The 15,983-nt window shown below is 39.6% G+C and carries 13 protein-coding genes, 9 tRNA genes and 2 rRNA genes; 1 reads left to right on the forward strand and 23 read right to left on the reverse strand.

Going from position 1 to position 15,983, the window contains the following annotated elements:
- From acear_RS06800 to acear_RS06825, 6 genes are all read right to left on the reverse strand, one after another.
- Positions 1-990 (reverse strand): ABC transporter substrate-binding protein, encoded by a 990-nt coding sequence (locus acear_RS06800; RefSeq protein ID WP_013278278.1) that lies wholly within the window; start codon positions 988-990, stop codon positions 1-3.
- Between the two features lie 124 nt (positions 991-1,114).
- Positions 1,115-1,756: a hypothetical protein gene (locus acear_RS06805; RefSeq protein ID WP_013278279.1), complete on the reverse strand. Its 642-nt coding sequence runs from the start codon at positions 1,754-1,756 to the stop codon at positions 1,115-1,117.
- An 11-nt stretch (positions 1,757-1,767) separates the two neighbouring features.
- Complete coding sequence (locus tag acear_RS06810) at positions 1,768-2,871, reverse strand: DUF362 domain-containing protein (protein WP_013278280.1); 1,104 nt, start codon at positions 2,869-2,871, stop codon at positions 1,768-1,770.
- A gap of 29 nt (positions 2,872-2,900) precedes the next feature.
- Positions 2,901-3,575: a protein-L-isoaspartate(D-aspartate) O-methyltransferase gene (locus tag acear_RS06815; RefSeq protein WP_013278281.1), complete on the reverse strand. Its 675-nt coding sequence runs from the start codon at positions 3,573-3,575 to the stop codon at positions 2,901-2,903.
- A gap of 78 nt (positions 3,576-3,653) precedes the next feature.
- On the reverse strand, positions 3,654-5,714 hold the full coding sequence (locus acear_RS06820; RefSeq protein WP_013278282.1) for a thioredoxin domain-containing protein: 2,061 nt from the start codon (positions 5,712-5,714) through the stop codon (positions 3,654-3,656).
- 103 nt (positions 5,715-5,817) lie between these two features.
- A complete protein-coding gene (locus acear_RS06825) occupies positions 5,818-6,075 on the reverse strand; it encodes a DUF1657 domain-containing protein (RefSeq protein ID WP_013278283.1) in 258 nt (85 codons plus the stop codon).
- Between the two features lie 192 nt (positions 6,076-6,267).
- Between acear_RS06825 and acear_RS06830 the strand changes: the two genes are divergently transcribed.
- On the forward strand, positions 6,268-7,572 hold the full coding sequence (locus acear_RS06830; RefSeq protein ID WP_013278284.1) for an ATP-binding protein: 1,305 nt from the start codon (positions 6,268-6,270) through the stop codon (positions 7,570-7,572).
- Here the strand turns inward: acear_RS06830 and acear_RS06835 are convergent, their stop codons facing one another.
- The 17 genes from acear_RS06835 to acear_RS06915 all read right to left on the reverse strand — a co-directional run bounded on the left by acear_RS06835 (position 7,573) and on the right by acear_RS06915 (position 15,890).
- Positions 7,573-8,367, reverse strand: a complete 795-nt coding sequence (locus tag acear_RS06835; protein WP_013278285.1) for a YdcF family protein — start codon at positions 8,365-8,367, stop codon at positions 7,573-7,575.
- A 205-nt stretch (positions 8,368-8,572) separates the two neighbouring features.
- A complete protein-coding gene (yfcE, locus tag acear_RS06840; protein ID WP_013278286.1) occupies positions 8,573-9,124 on the reverse strand; it encodes a phosphodiesterase in 552 nt (183 codons plus the stop codon).
- Positions 9,125-9,155: 31 nt separating this feature from the next.
- Positions 9,156-9,725 (reverse strand): tryptophan transporter, encoded by a 570-nt coding sequence (locus acear_RS06845; protein ID WP_013278287.1) that lies wholly within the window; start codon positions 9,723-9,725, stop codon positions 9,156-9,158.
- Between the two features lie 78 nt (positions 9,726-9,803).
- Complete coding sequence (locus acear_RS06850) at positions 9,804-10,682, reverse strand: selenium metabolism-associated LysR family transcriptional regulator (RefSeq protein WP_013278288.1); 879 nt, start codon at positions 10,680-10,682, stop codon at positions 9,804-9,806.
- Positions 10,683-10,714: 32 nt separating this feature from the next.
- A complete protein-coding gene (locus tag acear_RS06855) occupies positions 10,715-11,185 on the reverse strand; it encodes an HAD family hydrolase (RefSeq protein ID WP_013278289.1) in 471 nt (156 codons plus the stop codon).
- A 79-nt stretch (positions 11,186-11,264) separates the two neighbouring features.
- Positions 11,265-11,627 carry a response regulator gene (locus acear_RS06860; RefSeq protein WP_013278290.1) on the reverse strand — a complete coding sequence of 121 codons (363 nt, stop codon included), beginning with the start codon at positions 11,625-11,627 and terminating at the stop codon, positions 11,265-11,267.
- Between the two features lie 109 nt (positions 11,628-11,736).
- Positions 11,737-11,814: transfer RNA gene (locus acear_RS06865), tRNA-Pro, on the reverse strand.
- Positions 11,815-11,844: 30 nt separating this feature from the next.
- Positions 11,845-11,921, reverse strand: a tRNA-Gly gene (locus tag acear_RS06870).
- Positions 11,922-11,977: 56 nt separating this feature from the next.
- Positions 11,978-12,054: transfer RNA gene (locus acear_RS06875), tRNA-Met, on the reverse strand.
- 17 nt (positions 12,055-12,071) lie between these two features.
- Positions 12,072-12,147: transfer RNA gene (locus acear_RS06880), tRNA-Lys, on the reverse strand.
- A gap of 8 nt (positions 12,148-12,155) precedes the next feature.
- A tRNA-Thr gene (locus acear_RS06885) sits at positions 12,156-12,231 on the reverse strand.
- A gap of 3 nt (positions 12,232-12,234) precedes the next feature.
- Positions 12,235-12,312 (reverse strand) — tRNA-Asp (locus acear_RS06890).
- A gap of 5 nt (positions 12,313-12,317) precedes the next feature.
- A tRNA-Val gene (locus acear_RS06895) sits at positions 12,318-12,393 on the reverse strand.
- A gap of 132 nt (positions 12,394-12,525) precedes the next feature.
- Positions 12,526-12,601 (reverse strand) — tRNA-Glu (locus acear_RS06900).
- 8 nt (positions 12,602-12,609) lie between these two features.
- Positions 12,610-12,683 (reverse strand) — tRNA-Gln (locus tag acear_RS06905).
- A 28-nt stretch (positions 12,684-12,711) separates the two neighbouring features.
- A 5S ribosomal RNA gene (gene rrf / locus acear_RS06910) occupies positions 12,712-12,828 on the reverse strand.
- A 109-nt stretch (positions 12,829-12,937) separates the two neighbouring features.
- Positions 12,938-15,890 (reverse strand): 23S ribosomal RNA (locus tag acear_RS06915).
- Positions 15,891-15,983 lie beyond the last annotated feature (93 nt).

Raw genomic sequence — 15,983 nt, forward strand, 5'->3', positions numbered from 1 at the left:
TTACTCAGTATTCTTTACAGCTTCTTCAGCAAACTTAGTATCTACTATTACTTCATAATCTACCTTTTTATCTAATTCATCCGCTTCCATAATTATATCCTGCCAGTAATCCAATTCGGATTTTGATAAAATAGGATTATGGGCCCAGGTATTCTGACCTTTATATCTCTTAACCACCTTAACTAAAATATCATCTTCTAATTCTGAAAATGACGGTTTAATTACTTCAGCTATCTCTTTTGCTGAATGATCATAGGTCCACTTCTGGGCCCGATAGACTGCATTAGTAAACTTCTGAATCACTTCTGGATTATCAGCAATATAATCCTTGCAGGCCATATAAGCAGTATATGGTACCTTTCCTCCTAATTCTCCAAAGGAGGCTACTACATAACCTGCTCCCATCTTTTCCAGTTTTGATGCTTTAGGTTCAAATAACTGAACAAAATCTCCTAAACCATTTTTGAAAGCAGGAGCATTAGCAGAGAAGTCTAAACTAGTATTAATCTGAACATCTTCAAAAGGCTCAATGCCATTATGGCGCAGTACATACTCCATTACCATCTCCGGAGCTCCGCCAGGACGGTTACCGATAACCTTTTTGCCTCTCAGATCCTCCAGCATAAAGTCCGGCATCGGCTCTCTGGCTAAAAGAAATGAACCGGCCTTTTGAGTCAATTGAGCAAAATTAATCGGATGATTATCTGCTCCCCGCTGATAGATATAGATCGACGGTTCCGGTCCAATTAAGGCAATATCTGCATGATCTGACATAAGGGCAGTAGCAGCTTTATCTCCTCCCCAGGCTGTAGATAATTCAACTTTTAATCCTTCCTGCTTAAAGAAGCCTTTATGTAAGGCTACATATTGTGGAGTATAGAAAATAGAATGAACTACTTCATTAAGCCTAACTTCTGTTGCTGCTAACCCCGTCAAACTCGTTCCAACCAATAAAACCATTACTAACCCTACAGTTAATAATTTCTTCATTTCTTATCCTCCTCATTTGGATTCCTAATACCTATATTATTCAATTCTTTAGTCTTCGTGAATAAAAAAAGAGCAAGCAGAAATTAACCTGCTTGCTTAGAAAATAGAATCTGAGTCTATAAATTTATAATTTCTCCTTTAACTGGTCCATAGATTCATAATGGCTCCATTGATTAAATGAAGGATGGGGAATATTCCAGATAACTTCTTTCTGATTGATAATCTTTTCGGAATTTTGAATTAACTGTAGATAATTTACTGCTAATTTACCACAGGGAACTAGATATGTTAACCTTTCCATCACTTCCAGTCCTGAAACTAAACGCTGTTTAAAATCCGACAATATAACCTCCTTAACCTGATTCCATTCTTGATTTCTATGGTTTCGACTTTTATAATTTACCCGCAGCTTTTCCAAAATTCTAACTATTCTCTCTTCTTCTTCATCCAAATCATAATCTTTAAGTCCTTCTCTCTGCATTGGAGCGGAAGATACATTAAGAATACTAAATCTTTCTAGGTTTTCATATTCATCACTATACTTCTTAGTTTGGCTTACTAGCTTACCGAAGGCATCCTTCTTATCAGTATTATAGATAAACTTTGTCATCTCTACTCCGGAACTTCCAGCTACTGGATAGCCATTTCTCATCTCTTGAGTATGCGGCGACTCCAGTATAAACAGAAAGGCTGCTTCTTGATTGATAACATCATTCACTGAATAATTTTCTAAATATTTCTCTGCCAACATAGTTATATCATCCATACTAGAACCTCCTATTCATCGGTTAACTCCCAGATTTCAACCAATCCATCAACAATACTCTTAGCATCGGGAGGACAGCCGAAAATTGATTTATCTGCCCGGCGGGCACATTTGCCGACCCCAATCCCTTCAATCTCTTTATCCTCTAATCCCTGTCCGACAGAAATAGAAAAGTCAGCCGGCAGTCCATACTTATCATCGATTCTTGTTAGAGCATGTACCAGACTACCTAAACAGGCAGAACAGGCCTGATCAGTAGTAACAAAGTCTGTAATCCTACTTATTTTCTCTCCCCTTTGAGCAATAGAGTCTAAGGTCTGAAAAGAATCTACCGGTTGATTAAGCTCAATTACTTCAGCTTTATTTAGCTCAGCACTACCAACTCCCAGCTGTTCAGCAATCCCAATATAATCAACTTCATAAGCATCAAAGCCTAATAATCGAGCAACATAAGCATCAATTAAGACAGAATCCTTACCAGCAATAATTCGATTCATATGTACCGGATTACCGCCTTCTTCAAAGGTCAAGTCACCAATAATTCCATCTACTAATACTAAATCGCTACTCAAAATCTGATTCAGGTGAGCAATTGGCTGATGGAGACCTAGTCTATGAAAACGGCGCTTTTCTGAATCCGGTAAACACCCCTTTAAGTTCTTTAGCGCACAGGTTATCTTAGTCTGGCAGTGGGCCTTAAGTACAGGTAGATTGATCAAATAATCGACTGCCAGCGGCTTCTGACAGACTTTTATTTCGAACCTACCACTGCGGCAATTTTGAGTTTGATCTTCCTTTAAATCATATAAGGAAAGGTCATACTTCCGAACTAACTCATTATAACCACAGACCTCAAAAGCACGCTCAGTCTCAGCCCCTACCCAGGAGCCTTCCAAGATTAGAATATCATCAATTCCCTGCTGCTGTAGATACTCAACTACTCCTGCTGCTAATTCAGGATCGGTAGTAGCACCGCTACTGCTCTTCTTATCCAGAATCAAGTTAGGCTTCAGCCCTACTGTTAAATCAGAATCCAGATCCAAATCCATCTCTTCTAATATTCTATAGACCATCTCTTTAGGCTTACTACCATATAGATTATAAATTCTGTTCATTATAATTTTTCCTTCCTCCTCTTAGTAACTCATCTCCCCTTATTCCAGCCTTCTTCTCCTACTAAAGGAACAAACCTCACCTGTCCCAAACTGCTGCGAGCTAACTTGCCGTCAGCCTTCTTTTTAAGCAGCATCAACTCCTGTACCCCTTCCTTTCTGCCGACTGGAATTACTAACCGCCCACCAGTTACTAACTGATCTGCTAAGGATTCAGGCACTACTGGAGCACCAGCGGCAATAGTAATCCCATCATAGGGAGCATACTCTACCCAGCCTTTGGTACCATCACCAACTCGAAGCCTTATATTCTCATAGCCTAGTAATTCAAATCTATCCTCTGCCTGCTGGGCTAAATCCTGATGCCGCTCTACTGTATAAACTTCATCCACAATTTCAGCCAGAACAGCCGCTGCATAGCCAGAACCGGTACCAATCTCTAACACTTTATCACCGGAACTAGGCTGTAGAGCTTCTGTCATCAGTCCAACAATGTAAGGCTGGCTAATCGTCTGTTCCTTATCAATCGGTAAGGCAGTATCCTGATAAGCCATATCCTGAAATCTTTCAGAAACAAATTTATGCCGCGGAACAGTAAGCATACTCTCCACTGTGGCTTGATGTCTAATTCCTTTTGGCTGCAGCTGCTCTTTTACCATCCTTTCCCGCTTCATAGCCTGATATCTTTCATTGTCCTGGAATAACATCTTCCTCACCTCTTGTAGACTAATAACAGATAATTATACCACATTTTTTTCCTACTTTTAAACCATTCAATTTCTAATTTACTGTAATCTTTCTTTAAATTGCTCAATATCAATTACTGGTTTTTGACAAGCAAAGTTTTCACAGATATAAGCCGTCGGCCTTTTGTCCACTTTCATCTGATCAGCTGCAAAAGGAACCAATTCAGATAGCTTCTTTCTTTCCTGTGTGGTATTTAAAAGACTAACTGTAAAGGGCAGAAATTCTTGATGTAGAACCTGAACCATCTCTTCAGTAACAGTTTCTTCCCTATTACCGGCAATCACAATCTCCCTACCACCATTTTGAGCAAACAGCCAGGATAATAGAAAGTAAGAAGAGGCTATCGGTTTATTGGTTATCCGGCTACCGAAGTATTCAAACTGCTGTCTAGCCTTTTCTTCCAATTCAGTATCTCCAATTAATTTAGCTAGACGTAAAAGATTTAGAGTAGCTACTGAATTTCCGGATGGAATAGCCCCATCATAGATCTCTTTCGGCCTAGTCAATAACTCTTCACTATCATAACCATAAAAATAAAGTCCACCTTGTTCTTTATCCCAAAAATATTCAATTAAATCATTATTTAATTCTGCTGCCTTCTCAAGATATTCAGTTTCAAAAGTAGTCTCATACAGCTCAATCAAACCCCAGATAAAGAAAGCATAGTCATCGACATATCCGTAATAATCAGCTTCTCCATTCCGGTATCTAGCTAGCAGTCTTCCATTACCATCACGACGTAAATTCTGCCAGATAAATTCTGCCGCTTCTTTGGCTGCCTGTTGATAACGCTCATCATTAAGAACTCGAGCACCAATAGCCAAAGCAGCAATCATCAAGCCATTCCAGGAGGTTAGAATCTTATCATCCTTATGGGGATGTACCCTCTTTTCTCTAGCCTTAAATAATTCTTTTCGTTCTGCTGCAAATTTCTTATCTACTTCAGATTTATCCAGTTCAGTACCAATTAAATTAGGAATACTCTTTCCTTCAAAGTTTCCTTCATCAGTAATATTATAAACCTGACAGAACTCTTCACCTTGCTTATTACCTAAAATTTTCTTAATTTCGTTGGGAGTCCAAACATAAAACTTCCCTTCTTCTCTTTCCGAATCTGCATCTTCAGCCGAATAAAAACCACCCTCAGGTGATGTCAAATCCCTTAAAACATAAGTGAAGATCTCCCTTGCAATATCTGCATAATCCTCTTTATCTGTAATTTGATAGGCTTCCAAATAAGTTACTGCCAGTAAAGCATTATCATATAACATCTTTTCAAAGTGAGGTACCAACCACTTTTCATCGGTAGAATAGCGGGCAAATCCGTATCCTAAATGATCATACATACCGCCGCGATACATATTATCCAATGTAGTCTCTACCATCTCAAGTGCCTTCTCTTCCCCTGTTGATTTCCAGTAACGCAGTAAGAACATCAGATTATGGGGAGTAGGAAATTTAGGTGCTGTACCAAAGCCTCCATAATCTTCATCAAAATTTGCTACAAAGGAAATGAAAGCCTCCTTAGCTAAGCCAGACATCTCTTCCATTGAAGCAGAATCATTCTTATCGGTATCATTTACCCTTTCCAAAGCAGACAGTATCTCTTCACTGGTTTCAAGTAATGGCTGGCGTTTTTTCTTCCAGGCCTGCTCTACTCGGATTAAGATATCCATTAGTCCCGGCTGGCCTCGACCTGCTTCTTTAGGAAAGTAGGTTCCAGCAAAGAAAGGCTTCTTCTCTGGAGTCATAATTACTGTCAGCGGCCAGCCTCCTCTACCTGTCAAAGTCTGACAGACCGTCATATATATATTATCAATATCCGGCCGCTCTTCTCGGTCTACTTTGATTGCTACAAAACTCCTGTTTAAAATCTCTGCCACTTCTTCATCTTCAAAGGATTCTCTCTCCATTACATGGCACCAATGGCAGGTAGAATAACCAATTGAAAGAAAGACCGGTTTATCCTCTGTTTTAGCTTTTTTAAAGGCTTCATCACTCCAGGAATACCAATCAACCGGATTATAAGCATGCTGCAAAAGATATGGACTCTGTTCCTCAATTAAACGATTCGGATCTCCTTTTTGCTCAGTAGTCACTATGCTTCCTCCTTTATAGTCCAAATTTAAGATAGTCCAAATTAAGATTAAAGGAGCTAGTCGAAAGAATATTCGACTAGCTCCCTTACTTAATGGCTCTTAATTATTGTCTCTGTTGTCCTTGTTGTTGACCCTGCTGCTGTCCAGTCATCTGCTGCTCAACCTTATACTGTGGTTCTTCCTGTTCAGCATAATCAACTCGATTTTTTAGATCATCAATCATAGAATCCAGCTGCTGAGCACCCTGCTGGAACATCTGTTGGGCCTGCTGGTCCTGAGTACTCTGGGCAAACTGCTCATAATTAGTTCTAATGCTTTCTAAAGAAGTCAAAGTCTGGTGTAGGTCTTCTCCTACTGTCATTATTACACCTCCAAATTTAATTTCTAAGTATATTATTAAGCAGTAAGCTAAAATTTAATCTAGTAATTATTGCAAATATAATAAAAAAAACCTATTTAACCTTTAAAAGTAACTAACCTAAATGATAAAATAACTAAAGACAAAGAATTATTAATAGCTTCAATACCAAAATTACAGAAAGGAGAAAATAGATTGTACCTATCCGCAGCCAAAAACTGTTGTTTAAAATTAAATCAGTTACTTATTTATCGTAATCTATTGGATAATAACTTAATTAAGAAAGTAAAAGACCTAGTACTAAACCTAAATAACCAACCAACAAAATTAACTAAGCTACAGACAGACTATTATCAACTTTATCATGAATTAATCAAAACTGGTGAAAAAAATGAGCTCCAGGGCAACCTATGGCAGCAGTATCTCTTAAAAGCAATTACAACAGATAAAAATACTTTTAGCCTCACCAGTGAAAGACTGGGTAAAGATTTAGGAACAAGCCTATATCAAGCTGCTGTTCATGATCTGAAAATTCTAAAGAAATTTTATAAACTAAATCTAGCTGAAATCGAAAATAAATTAAATATTCAACCAATAGAATTTATTCATAACTTCAACCCATCTACAGCTAACAATAGTCTATTTACCGACAATCTAACTAACTTAAATAAGGCTTTCTCTCAAACTGAATCTCCTAAAAAATTGACCGATTTATTGATTGATTATTATTATTCTACTGGAACAGGAAAATTAAACAGATATGCTGCTTTTCAATGGAATAATCAACAACAGCAGCCTATCGGCATTAAAAATCCAGACTCAGTTACCTTTAAAGAGCTAATCGGATACCAATCCCAACAGCAGAGATTGATTGAAAATACTGAAGCCTTTCTAAATAATAACCAGGCCAATAATGTATTGCTCTTTGGAGCCAGTGGAACCGGAAAATCCTCCTCAATTAAAGCCTTAATCAATAGATATGCTAATGAAGGACTGCGTTTAATTGAAATCACAAAAAATCAGCTGACTGAACTTCCTAAAATTCTGCACTTTCTTAAGCAACGCGGATTATACTTTATTATCTTTATGGATGATCTATCCTTTGAAGACTTTGAAACAGAGTATAAATATCTTAAAGCCATTATGGAAGGAGGTATAGAAAGAAAGCCTGATAATACTTTATTCTATGCTACATCAAACCGAAGAAATTTAATCAAAGAAAAATGGAACGACCGCAGCCAACAAAGCAGTGAAGTACATCCAAAAGATACCAAACAAGAAAAGTTATCCCTTGTTGAACGTTTTGGTATTACTATCACTTATGAAGCACCGGACCAAAGAGATTATCTTAAAATTGTAAAGAAACTGGCCGAAAAGAATAACATTAATCTCTCTCAAGAAGAACTAGAAAAGAAGGCAAAACGCTGGGCAATTAGACATAATGGACGTTCTGGTAGAACAGCCCAGCAATTTATCACCCATTTATTAGGTAAAGAATAATTATTTAAATGAATACCAGACTAGACCAATCCATTCATGTAAGGCAGCCAATGAATTATCCAATGATTCTCTATTGGGCAGATAATCAAGCAGACTTACATCAGTATTGAAGGTATAATTAGCTGGAGCAGGTATTAATCTCTGATTACAGTTTCTTTCGAAAGAATAAACAGCCCGCTTCATATGTAAAGCACTAGTAACAAGTATTATCTGCTCATATTCTCTTTCTTCTAATAACAAAGCAGTATTGACTGCATTCTGCCAGGTATTCTTAGCCTTCTTTTCTAAAATAATCTTATCCTCTTTAACTCCTAAATCCAACAGTACCTCCTTCATCACTTCAGCTCCGGAAGTATTATCGGCTCCGGGAACTACTCCACCGCTGACTACTAAATCCAGACCAGTCTCTTTATGTATCTGCCAGGTTCTATAAAGACGGGCTAAAGTGATTTCACCAATCTCTACTCCCCGCGAAGTCCCTCTTCTAACTCCGCTCCCTAACAGAACAATAGCTGTTGAATTACCAACTTTTGATTCTCTATTGGATATTAATAGAGGATCAAACTGACTCTCTAAAGGCTTAGTTAATAAAAATTCACCGGGATAGGAACTAAAGAGATAGATTAAGATCAATAATAAGATTAAACAGCCATACAGATACTTCCTTTTATTTTTTCGATAACTATATTTATTCTGGCTTGTCTGCAGTAAGATAAACAGAATAATTAATAAAATTATAAATAAACCGGGGGGAAGTATCAATTTAGAAAGCAACTTAACTAAAAATAAAACCATATTTTTCGCCATCCTTTCTACTCTCTTCTTATTAATTAATTCAATCCAAAAAGAGAAAAAATATCCGGCAGATGATGCGATCCGATCAATAAGCCTATCGTGAAAATAGGTAAGCCTGATAAAGTCTAACTATTAAAGAAGTGTAAAAATTAAATACCAGAACCACTAGCAATACTTTATATCCACTAGTAGTTCTGGTATTAATCTATAAAGCCAATTCTTCTATTACTTCTTTATCATTCAGAGTTATAATTTTAATCTTGGTATTTTCAATTACAGCTATAGTCGGCTGAGACGGATCCTGTTTTGGTAAAGCAGCACTACCGGGGTTTAACAGAATAACTCCCTTAATTCTTTCCAGTAATGGCTTATGAGTATGTCCATAGATTAATATATCAGCCCCAAATTGCTCAGCAAATTCAACTCTTTCTGCTTTGCTTTCATGCTGATAACCGTGATAAATAACTATCTTACGCCCATTATCAATTACAACTGAATAATCAGATAAAGGATAAGGCAGCACCCAATCATCTACTAATGCATCTACATTCCCCTTTACAGCTAAGAGATTACCACAAAACCCATTTAATTCCTTAACCAATCCTTCAGTATCATAACCGGAAGGCAGAGGATTTCTAGCTCCGTGATATAATAAATCACCTGCATGTAGAATCATATCAGTATCTTCTAGGTACTTAACTGTTTCTTTCCAGGCTGAGAGACTCCCATGTGTATCACTCACTACTCCTAACTTCATCCTTAATTTCTCCTTTCTTAACTATTAAACCTTAATAAAAAAACAGCCTAATTAGGCTGTTTTTTTTAGAAGCTTCATTTAACTCCTGTTTGGTAGAAGGAGTTAACCCTTTTATTCTCTTTATTATCGGGTACAGTACATAAAGAAATGCTACATTCATCAAGGCTGTAGGTAAAACTACAGATAGAAATAATGCTTTAAAAGACCCTGGTAAACCTACAAAAGCCAAAGTAATTAATAAAAATAAAGTTCCACTAATAAGTGTGCCAAACAGACCTATAATTCCTGCTTCTAGCTTATTACTTATCTTCATCTTACTTACTAAATAAAGAATTGCTAATACTGATAACGACGTTAAAGGCTTTTCAACTACATTAGCCAGTTGTCCTCCAGGAAAGGCAGTTGTGAAAGCAGAAATAATACCTGCTACTGCTCCTGAAACCAAAGTTAACTTTAAGTCTCTATAAAGCATAATCACTACAAACAACATTACCAAACTCAAATCAGGTTTCATTCCCAACATAAGCGGAGGCATAATATTACGCAGTATAAAACCAATTGCCAACAATAAAGCTGCTTCAACAAATCTTCTCATCTTCATTTCCTCTCATCTCCTCTTTTCTAATCTATTCTAAGCTATTTTTATTTTATCATAAATCTATTAAAAGTAAAGATGAATTTAAAAAATCTTTCTAAACTCTTTAATTAATGCTTCATTTTTTCTTTCTTGATGATAGGCTAAATATAATTTGCGGCTAATTAGCATATCATTCACTTTAACTTTCTCTACTCTTCGATTATCTACAGCCTTGCTAGCAGCCAGCTCTGATACAAAAGAAACTCCTAGTCCAGCCTCAACTGCAGAAATAACTGCTTCTGTACTCCCTAACTGAAGTCCAAGATTAAGCTCTGCTTTGTCTATTCCCGCTTCTTTCAATCCAGCTAACATAGCTTTTCTAGTTCCAGAACCTTGCTCTCTAATCAATATCTGCTCTTTTATTAAATCAGCTAAAGAAACGTGTGAAGAATTAATTAACCTATGTTCTAAGGGTAAAATTAAAACTAAACGGTCCTCAATTACTGAAACTACTTCAAACTGGTTTTGAGTTGGCTTTGAACCAACAATAATTATATCTACTTCTCTATCTTCTAGATTATTAATTATTTCTGTGCTATCTCCTACTTCCATTAAAACTTCTACCTGCGGAAATTTCTTATAGAATTCAGCTAATAAATCAGGAAGTAAATATTCAGAAGGAATAGTGCTGGCTCCAATAATTAATTGATCAAAAGTTTCTCCTTTTACCTGTTCAATCTCTAACTTAGCTTCTTCCCAGACATCCAAAATCCTTTTGGCCTTCCGGTAAATTATCTTTCCTGTTGGGGTTAGTTTAATTCCACCGTCCTGTCTTACTACTAAATCAGTATCAAATCTCTTTTCTAATGATTTAATCTGCATACTTACAGCAGGTTGGGTTAAGTCCAATTTATCTGCTACTGCCGAAAAACTACCCATTTCTATTAATTTCACCAACATTTTTAAAGTCTTTAATTTCATTTGATCCGCCTCCTGATTATACTCAATTAACACTATTCACGCAGTGAGGCAACTAAGCGCTGGGGATTTAATATTGTATCCAAAACATCATTAATATTATTAATCAATAAATCTGATTCCAATAAACTTCTAGTTGATGCCCCTTCAGAACCTATAACTAAGATTCCTAGCCCTGCTTCATCTAACATCAACCTATCATTGCTGCCATTTCCCACTGCAATTACAGTCTGACTGCCTAATTGTCGTATAAACTTTTGCTTAGCTTTACTTCCATCATTAGAATCAATAATTATAATTTCTGCTTCTATATCTTTGAATTCATTCTCTACAGTACCAAAAGTATCAGCAGTTAAAATATATACTTCAAACTTTTCTGCTAACTGGTTTAATTTTTCTTTTACACTCTCAATAGGCTGTCCATCACAGGCTAAGGTTCCATTATAATCAAATACTAATTTATCTACTTCTAAAGATTTAAAGTTGGGAATCTGACATTTTAGCATCTGATATCCCTCCATTTTTAAATATAAAAAAGATAGAGAAAGTTCTCTACCTTTTGATTAATTTTTATTTTATTGTTAATTATACAAAAATAGACTTTAAAGTATCCTTTACTTTTTCCGGTTGAATAGGCTTTACAATAAAGTCTTTAGCTCCAGCTTCCAGAGCATCAACTACCATTGGCTTCTGCCCCATTGCACTACACATCACTATTTTAGCATCAGGATCAATTTCGAGTATAGCTTCTGTAGCTTCAATTCCATCCATATCAGGCATTGTAATATCCATTGTCACCAAATCAGGATTTACTTCTTTATACATTTCAACAGCTTCTTGACCGTTTTCAGCTTCACCGAGAACTTCATAGCCATTTTCTTCTATCAGTTGACTCAACATTGTCCGCATAAATTGCGCATCATCAACAATTAATATACCTTTAGCCATATATGTTCCCCCTTATATTCTACCTTGCTCTATAACTTATGTATTATACATATTATAATATATAAAAAAAAGAAATGTGAAGCCTTAAAGCAAAAAATTATATAAAAAATGGTCGGAGCGAAAGGATTTGAACCTTCGACCCCCTGGTCCCAAACCAGGTGCGCTAGCCAAGCTGCGCCACGCTCCGACAGATAATTAACAGTTATTAAGTTATAAATGGAGCGGGAAACCGGACTCGAACCGGCGACACCCAGCTTGGAAGGCTGGTGCTCTAGCCAACTGAGCTATTCCCGCAGGCATTAAATTATTTTGGTTGCACTTTTCAAGCACTACAATTATAAAAGATTATATGGTTGCGGGGATCGGATTCGAACCGATGGCCTCCGGGTTATGAGCCCGACGAGCTACCAGACTGCTCTACCCCGCGGTATTTATTCTTTTAAATGGTGAGCCATGGAGGGATCGAACCTCCGACACTCGGATTAAAAGTCCGATGCTCTTCCAGCTGAGCTAATGGCCCACTTTACTTGGAGCTGACGACCGGACTTGAACCGGTAACCTGCTGATTACAAGTCAGCTGCTCTGCCAATTGAGCTACGTCAGCACATGGCGGGGATGACGGGATTTGAACCCGCGTCCTCCGGCGTGACAGGCCGGCGTTGTTGACCAGCTCTACTACATCCCCTTAAATGGTGGGCGAAACAGGGCTCGAACCTGTGACCCCCTGCTTGTAAGGCAGGTGCTCTCCCAACTGAGCTATTCGCCCTTAACTTAATAGGTTAAAGTGGCACCCTCAGCCAGGCTACAAACCAAGCCTTGCTGTGGCATATGCTATTACTACACTTAAGTTCAAGTTACTTACTTACAATATATTCAAGTGCATTTAAATAAGTTTTAGTGGCACCCCCAAGGGGATTCGAACCCCTGCCGCTAGGATGAAAACCTAGTATCCTGGGCCTCTAGACGATGGGGGCATATCTTGTGGCTGGGATGGCAGGATTCGAACCTGCGGTACAGAGACCAAAACCCTGTGCCTTACCGCTTGGCGACATCCCAATATCTTCAATATGCTTTATTAATTAATTTCCGGCAGCGACCTACTCTCCCATAGGGTCACCCCCATAGTACCATCAGCGCTGGAGGACTTAACTGCTGTGTTCGAAATGGGAACAGGTGTAGCCCCTCCGCGATTACCACCGGAAAATTTATTTACTTGTTTATTTTTTACTCACACCTAACAATATATCATCTTTATTATTTATTGTCAAGTGCTTTCTAGTTGCACTTTCAAAACTGCACAATACCTTCCACAGATCAAATCCTCGATCTATTAGTACCAGTCAGCTTAGAACATTACTGTCCTTACACCTCTGGCCTATCTACCTGATCTTCTTTCAGGGATCTTACTAGATTTACTCTATGGGAAACCTTATCTTGAGGTTGGCTTCGCGCTTAGATGCTTTCAGCGCTTATCTTATCCGTACTTAGCTACCCAGCTCTGCTCTGGGCAGAACAACTGGTTCACCAGAGGTACGTCCATCCCGGTCCTCTCGTACTAGGGATAGATCCTCGCAAGTCTCCTGTGCCCACGACGGATAGGGACCGAACTGTCTCACGACGTTCTGAACCCAGCTCGCGTACCGCTTTAATGGGCGAACAGCCCAACCCTTGGAACCTGCTCCAGCTCCAGGATGCGACGAGCCGACATCGAGGTGCCAAACCTTTCCGTCGATGTGAACTCTTGGGAAAGATAAGCCTGTTATCCCCGGGGTAACTTTTATCCGTTGAGCGACGGCAATTCCACTCTCTACCGTCGGATCACTAAGCCCTACTTTCGTATCTGCTCGACCTGTATGTCTTGCAGTTAAGCTCCCTTCTGCCTTTACACTCTACGTACGATTTCCAACCGTACTGAGGGAACCTTTGGGCGACTCCGTTACTGTTTGGGAGTCGACCGCCCCAGTCAAACTGCCTGCCTGACACTGTCCCCATAGCGGATAACGCTACAAAGTTAGAATTCCGGAACAATAAGAGTGGTATCCCAGGGATGGCTTAACCGAAACTGGCGCTCCGGTGTCAATGCCTTCCACTTATCCTGTACATATTGTACCAAAACTCAATATCAGGCTGCAGTAAAGCTCCACGGGGTCTTTCCGTCCTGTCGTGGGTAGCCTGCATCTTCACAGACACTTCAATTTCACCGAGTCCCTTGTTGAGACAGCGCCCAAGTCGTTTCGCCATTCGTGCAGGTCGGAACTTACCCGACAAGGAATTTCGCTACCTTAGGACCGTTATAGTTACGGCCGCCGTTTACTGGGGCTTAAGTTCCAAGCTTCATCATCAAAAGATGACTAACTCTTCCCCTTGACCTTCCAGCACCGGGCAGGCGTCAGCCCCTATACTTCGACTTGCGTCTTAGCAGAGACCTGTATTTTTGGTAAATAGTCGCTTGGGCCTGGTTGTTGCAACCTGTCAAAGACAGGTACCCCTTCTCCCGAAGTTACGGGGTCATTTTGCCGAGTTCCTTAACAAGGGTTCTCTCGCGCGCCTTAGAATTCTCATCCTGTCTACCTGTGTCGGTTTGCGGTACGGGCGCCTTTAATCTCGCTAGAAGCTTTTCTTGACAGTCGAGGAATTGTCACTTCCTCTCCGTAGAGAGTCGTCATCACAGCTTAGGATTAACACTAATCCGGATTTACCTAGATTAGCTCCCTGACTGCTTAAACATGGAATATCCATTACCATGCTGACATACCTTCCTGTGTCACTCCTTTACTCAAATGATTAAAGGCGGCATCGGAATCTTGACCGATTAACCATCACCTACGCCTTTCGGCCTCGGCTTAGGTCCCGGCTTACCCTGAGCGGACGAGCCTTCCTCAGGAAACCTTAGACTATCGGCGAATAGGATTCTCACCTATTTTATCGTTACTCATACCGGCATTCTCTCTTCTATTCAGTCCACTGCTCCTTTCGGTACAGCTTCGGTCCAAATAGAATGCTCTCCTACCATTGGTAAAACCAATCCGCAGTTTCGGTGATAGACTTAAGCCCCGAACATTTTTGGCGCAAAGTCACTCGACCAGTGAGCTGTTACGCACTCTTTAAATGAATGGCTGGTTCTAAGCCAACATCCTGGTTGTCTATGCAACTCCACTTCCTTTACCACTTAGTCTATACTTTGGGACCTTAACTGGCGATCTGGGTTGTTTCCCTCTCGACTACGCAGCTTATCCCCCGTAGTCTGACTCCTAAGCTTACTGTAATGGCGTTCGGAGTTTGACTGGATTCGGTAACTTGATTAAGCCCCTAGTCCAATCAGTGCTCTACCGCCAAGACAGATACTTAAGGCTAGCCCTAAAGCTATTTCGGAGAGAACCAGCTATTTCCGAGTTCGATTGGCCTTTCACCCCTATCCTCAGCTCATCCTATGGCTTTTCAACGCCAATAGGTTCGGTCTTCCACACGATCTTACCCGTGCTTCAACCTGACCAAGGATAGATCACTCGGTTTCGGGTCTACAGACTGCGACTTGCGCCTTTTAAGACTCGCTTTCGCTGTGGCTTCGCTTTTAAAGCTTAACCTGGGCCACAATCTGTAACTCGCCGGTTCGTTATGCAAAAAGCACGCCATCAGACTTTAAATAGTCCTCTGACCGCTTGTAAGCATACGGTTTCAAATTCTATTTCACTCCCCTCCCGGGGTTCTTTTCATCTTTCCCTCACGGTACTGGTTCACTATCGGTTGCCGGGTAGTATTTAGCCTTAGGAGATGGTCCTCCTTACTTCCCACGAGGTTCCACGTGACTCATGGTACTCAGGAAGTTATCAAGTCTATCCTTTCTTTCGTCTACAGGACTATCACCTTCTATGGTTCATCTTTCCAGATGATTCGACTAGAAAAGAATCAACTTGTGTAGTGTTACAGCACTACCTGATAACTCCTACGACGCTATAACAGCAACGCCTGTAAGCTTACACTGTTATAGTTTGGGCTCTTCCCTTTTCGCTCGCCGCTACTAGGGGAATCACTGTTGTTTTCTGTTCCTTAGGTTACTGAGATGTTTCAGTTCACCTGGTATGTCCTCTAAACCCTATGAATTGAGGCTTAGATGCTTGGATATTACTCCAAAGCAGGTACTCCCATTAGGAAATCTTCGGATCAACACTTGTGTGCAGCTAACCGAAGCTTTTCGCAGCTTACCACGTCCCTCATCGACTTCCGGCACCTAGATATCCACCGTATGCCCTTAGTAATTTGATCTGTTGATGCAGGTATTGTGCAGTTTTCAAAGTACAAGTTTGAGAGAATTGATCTCTCAAAACTGAACATTGTCCGTTAAACGCAATAGAATGG

This window comes from Acetohalobium arabaticum DSM 5501 (assembly GCF_000144695.1).
GTDB classification, from domain to species: Bacteria; Bacillota; Halanaerobiia; order Halobacteroidales; family Acetohalobiaceae; genus Acetohalobium; species Acetohalobium arabaticum.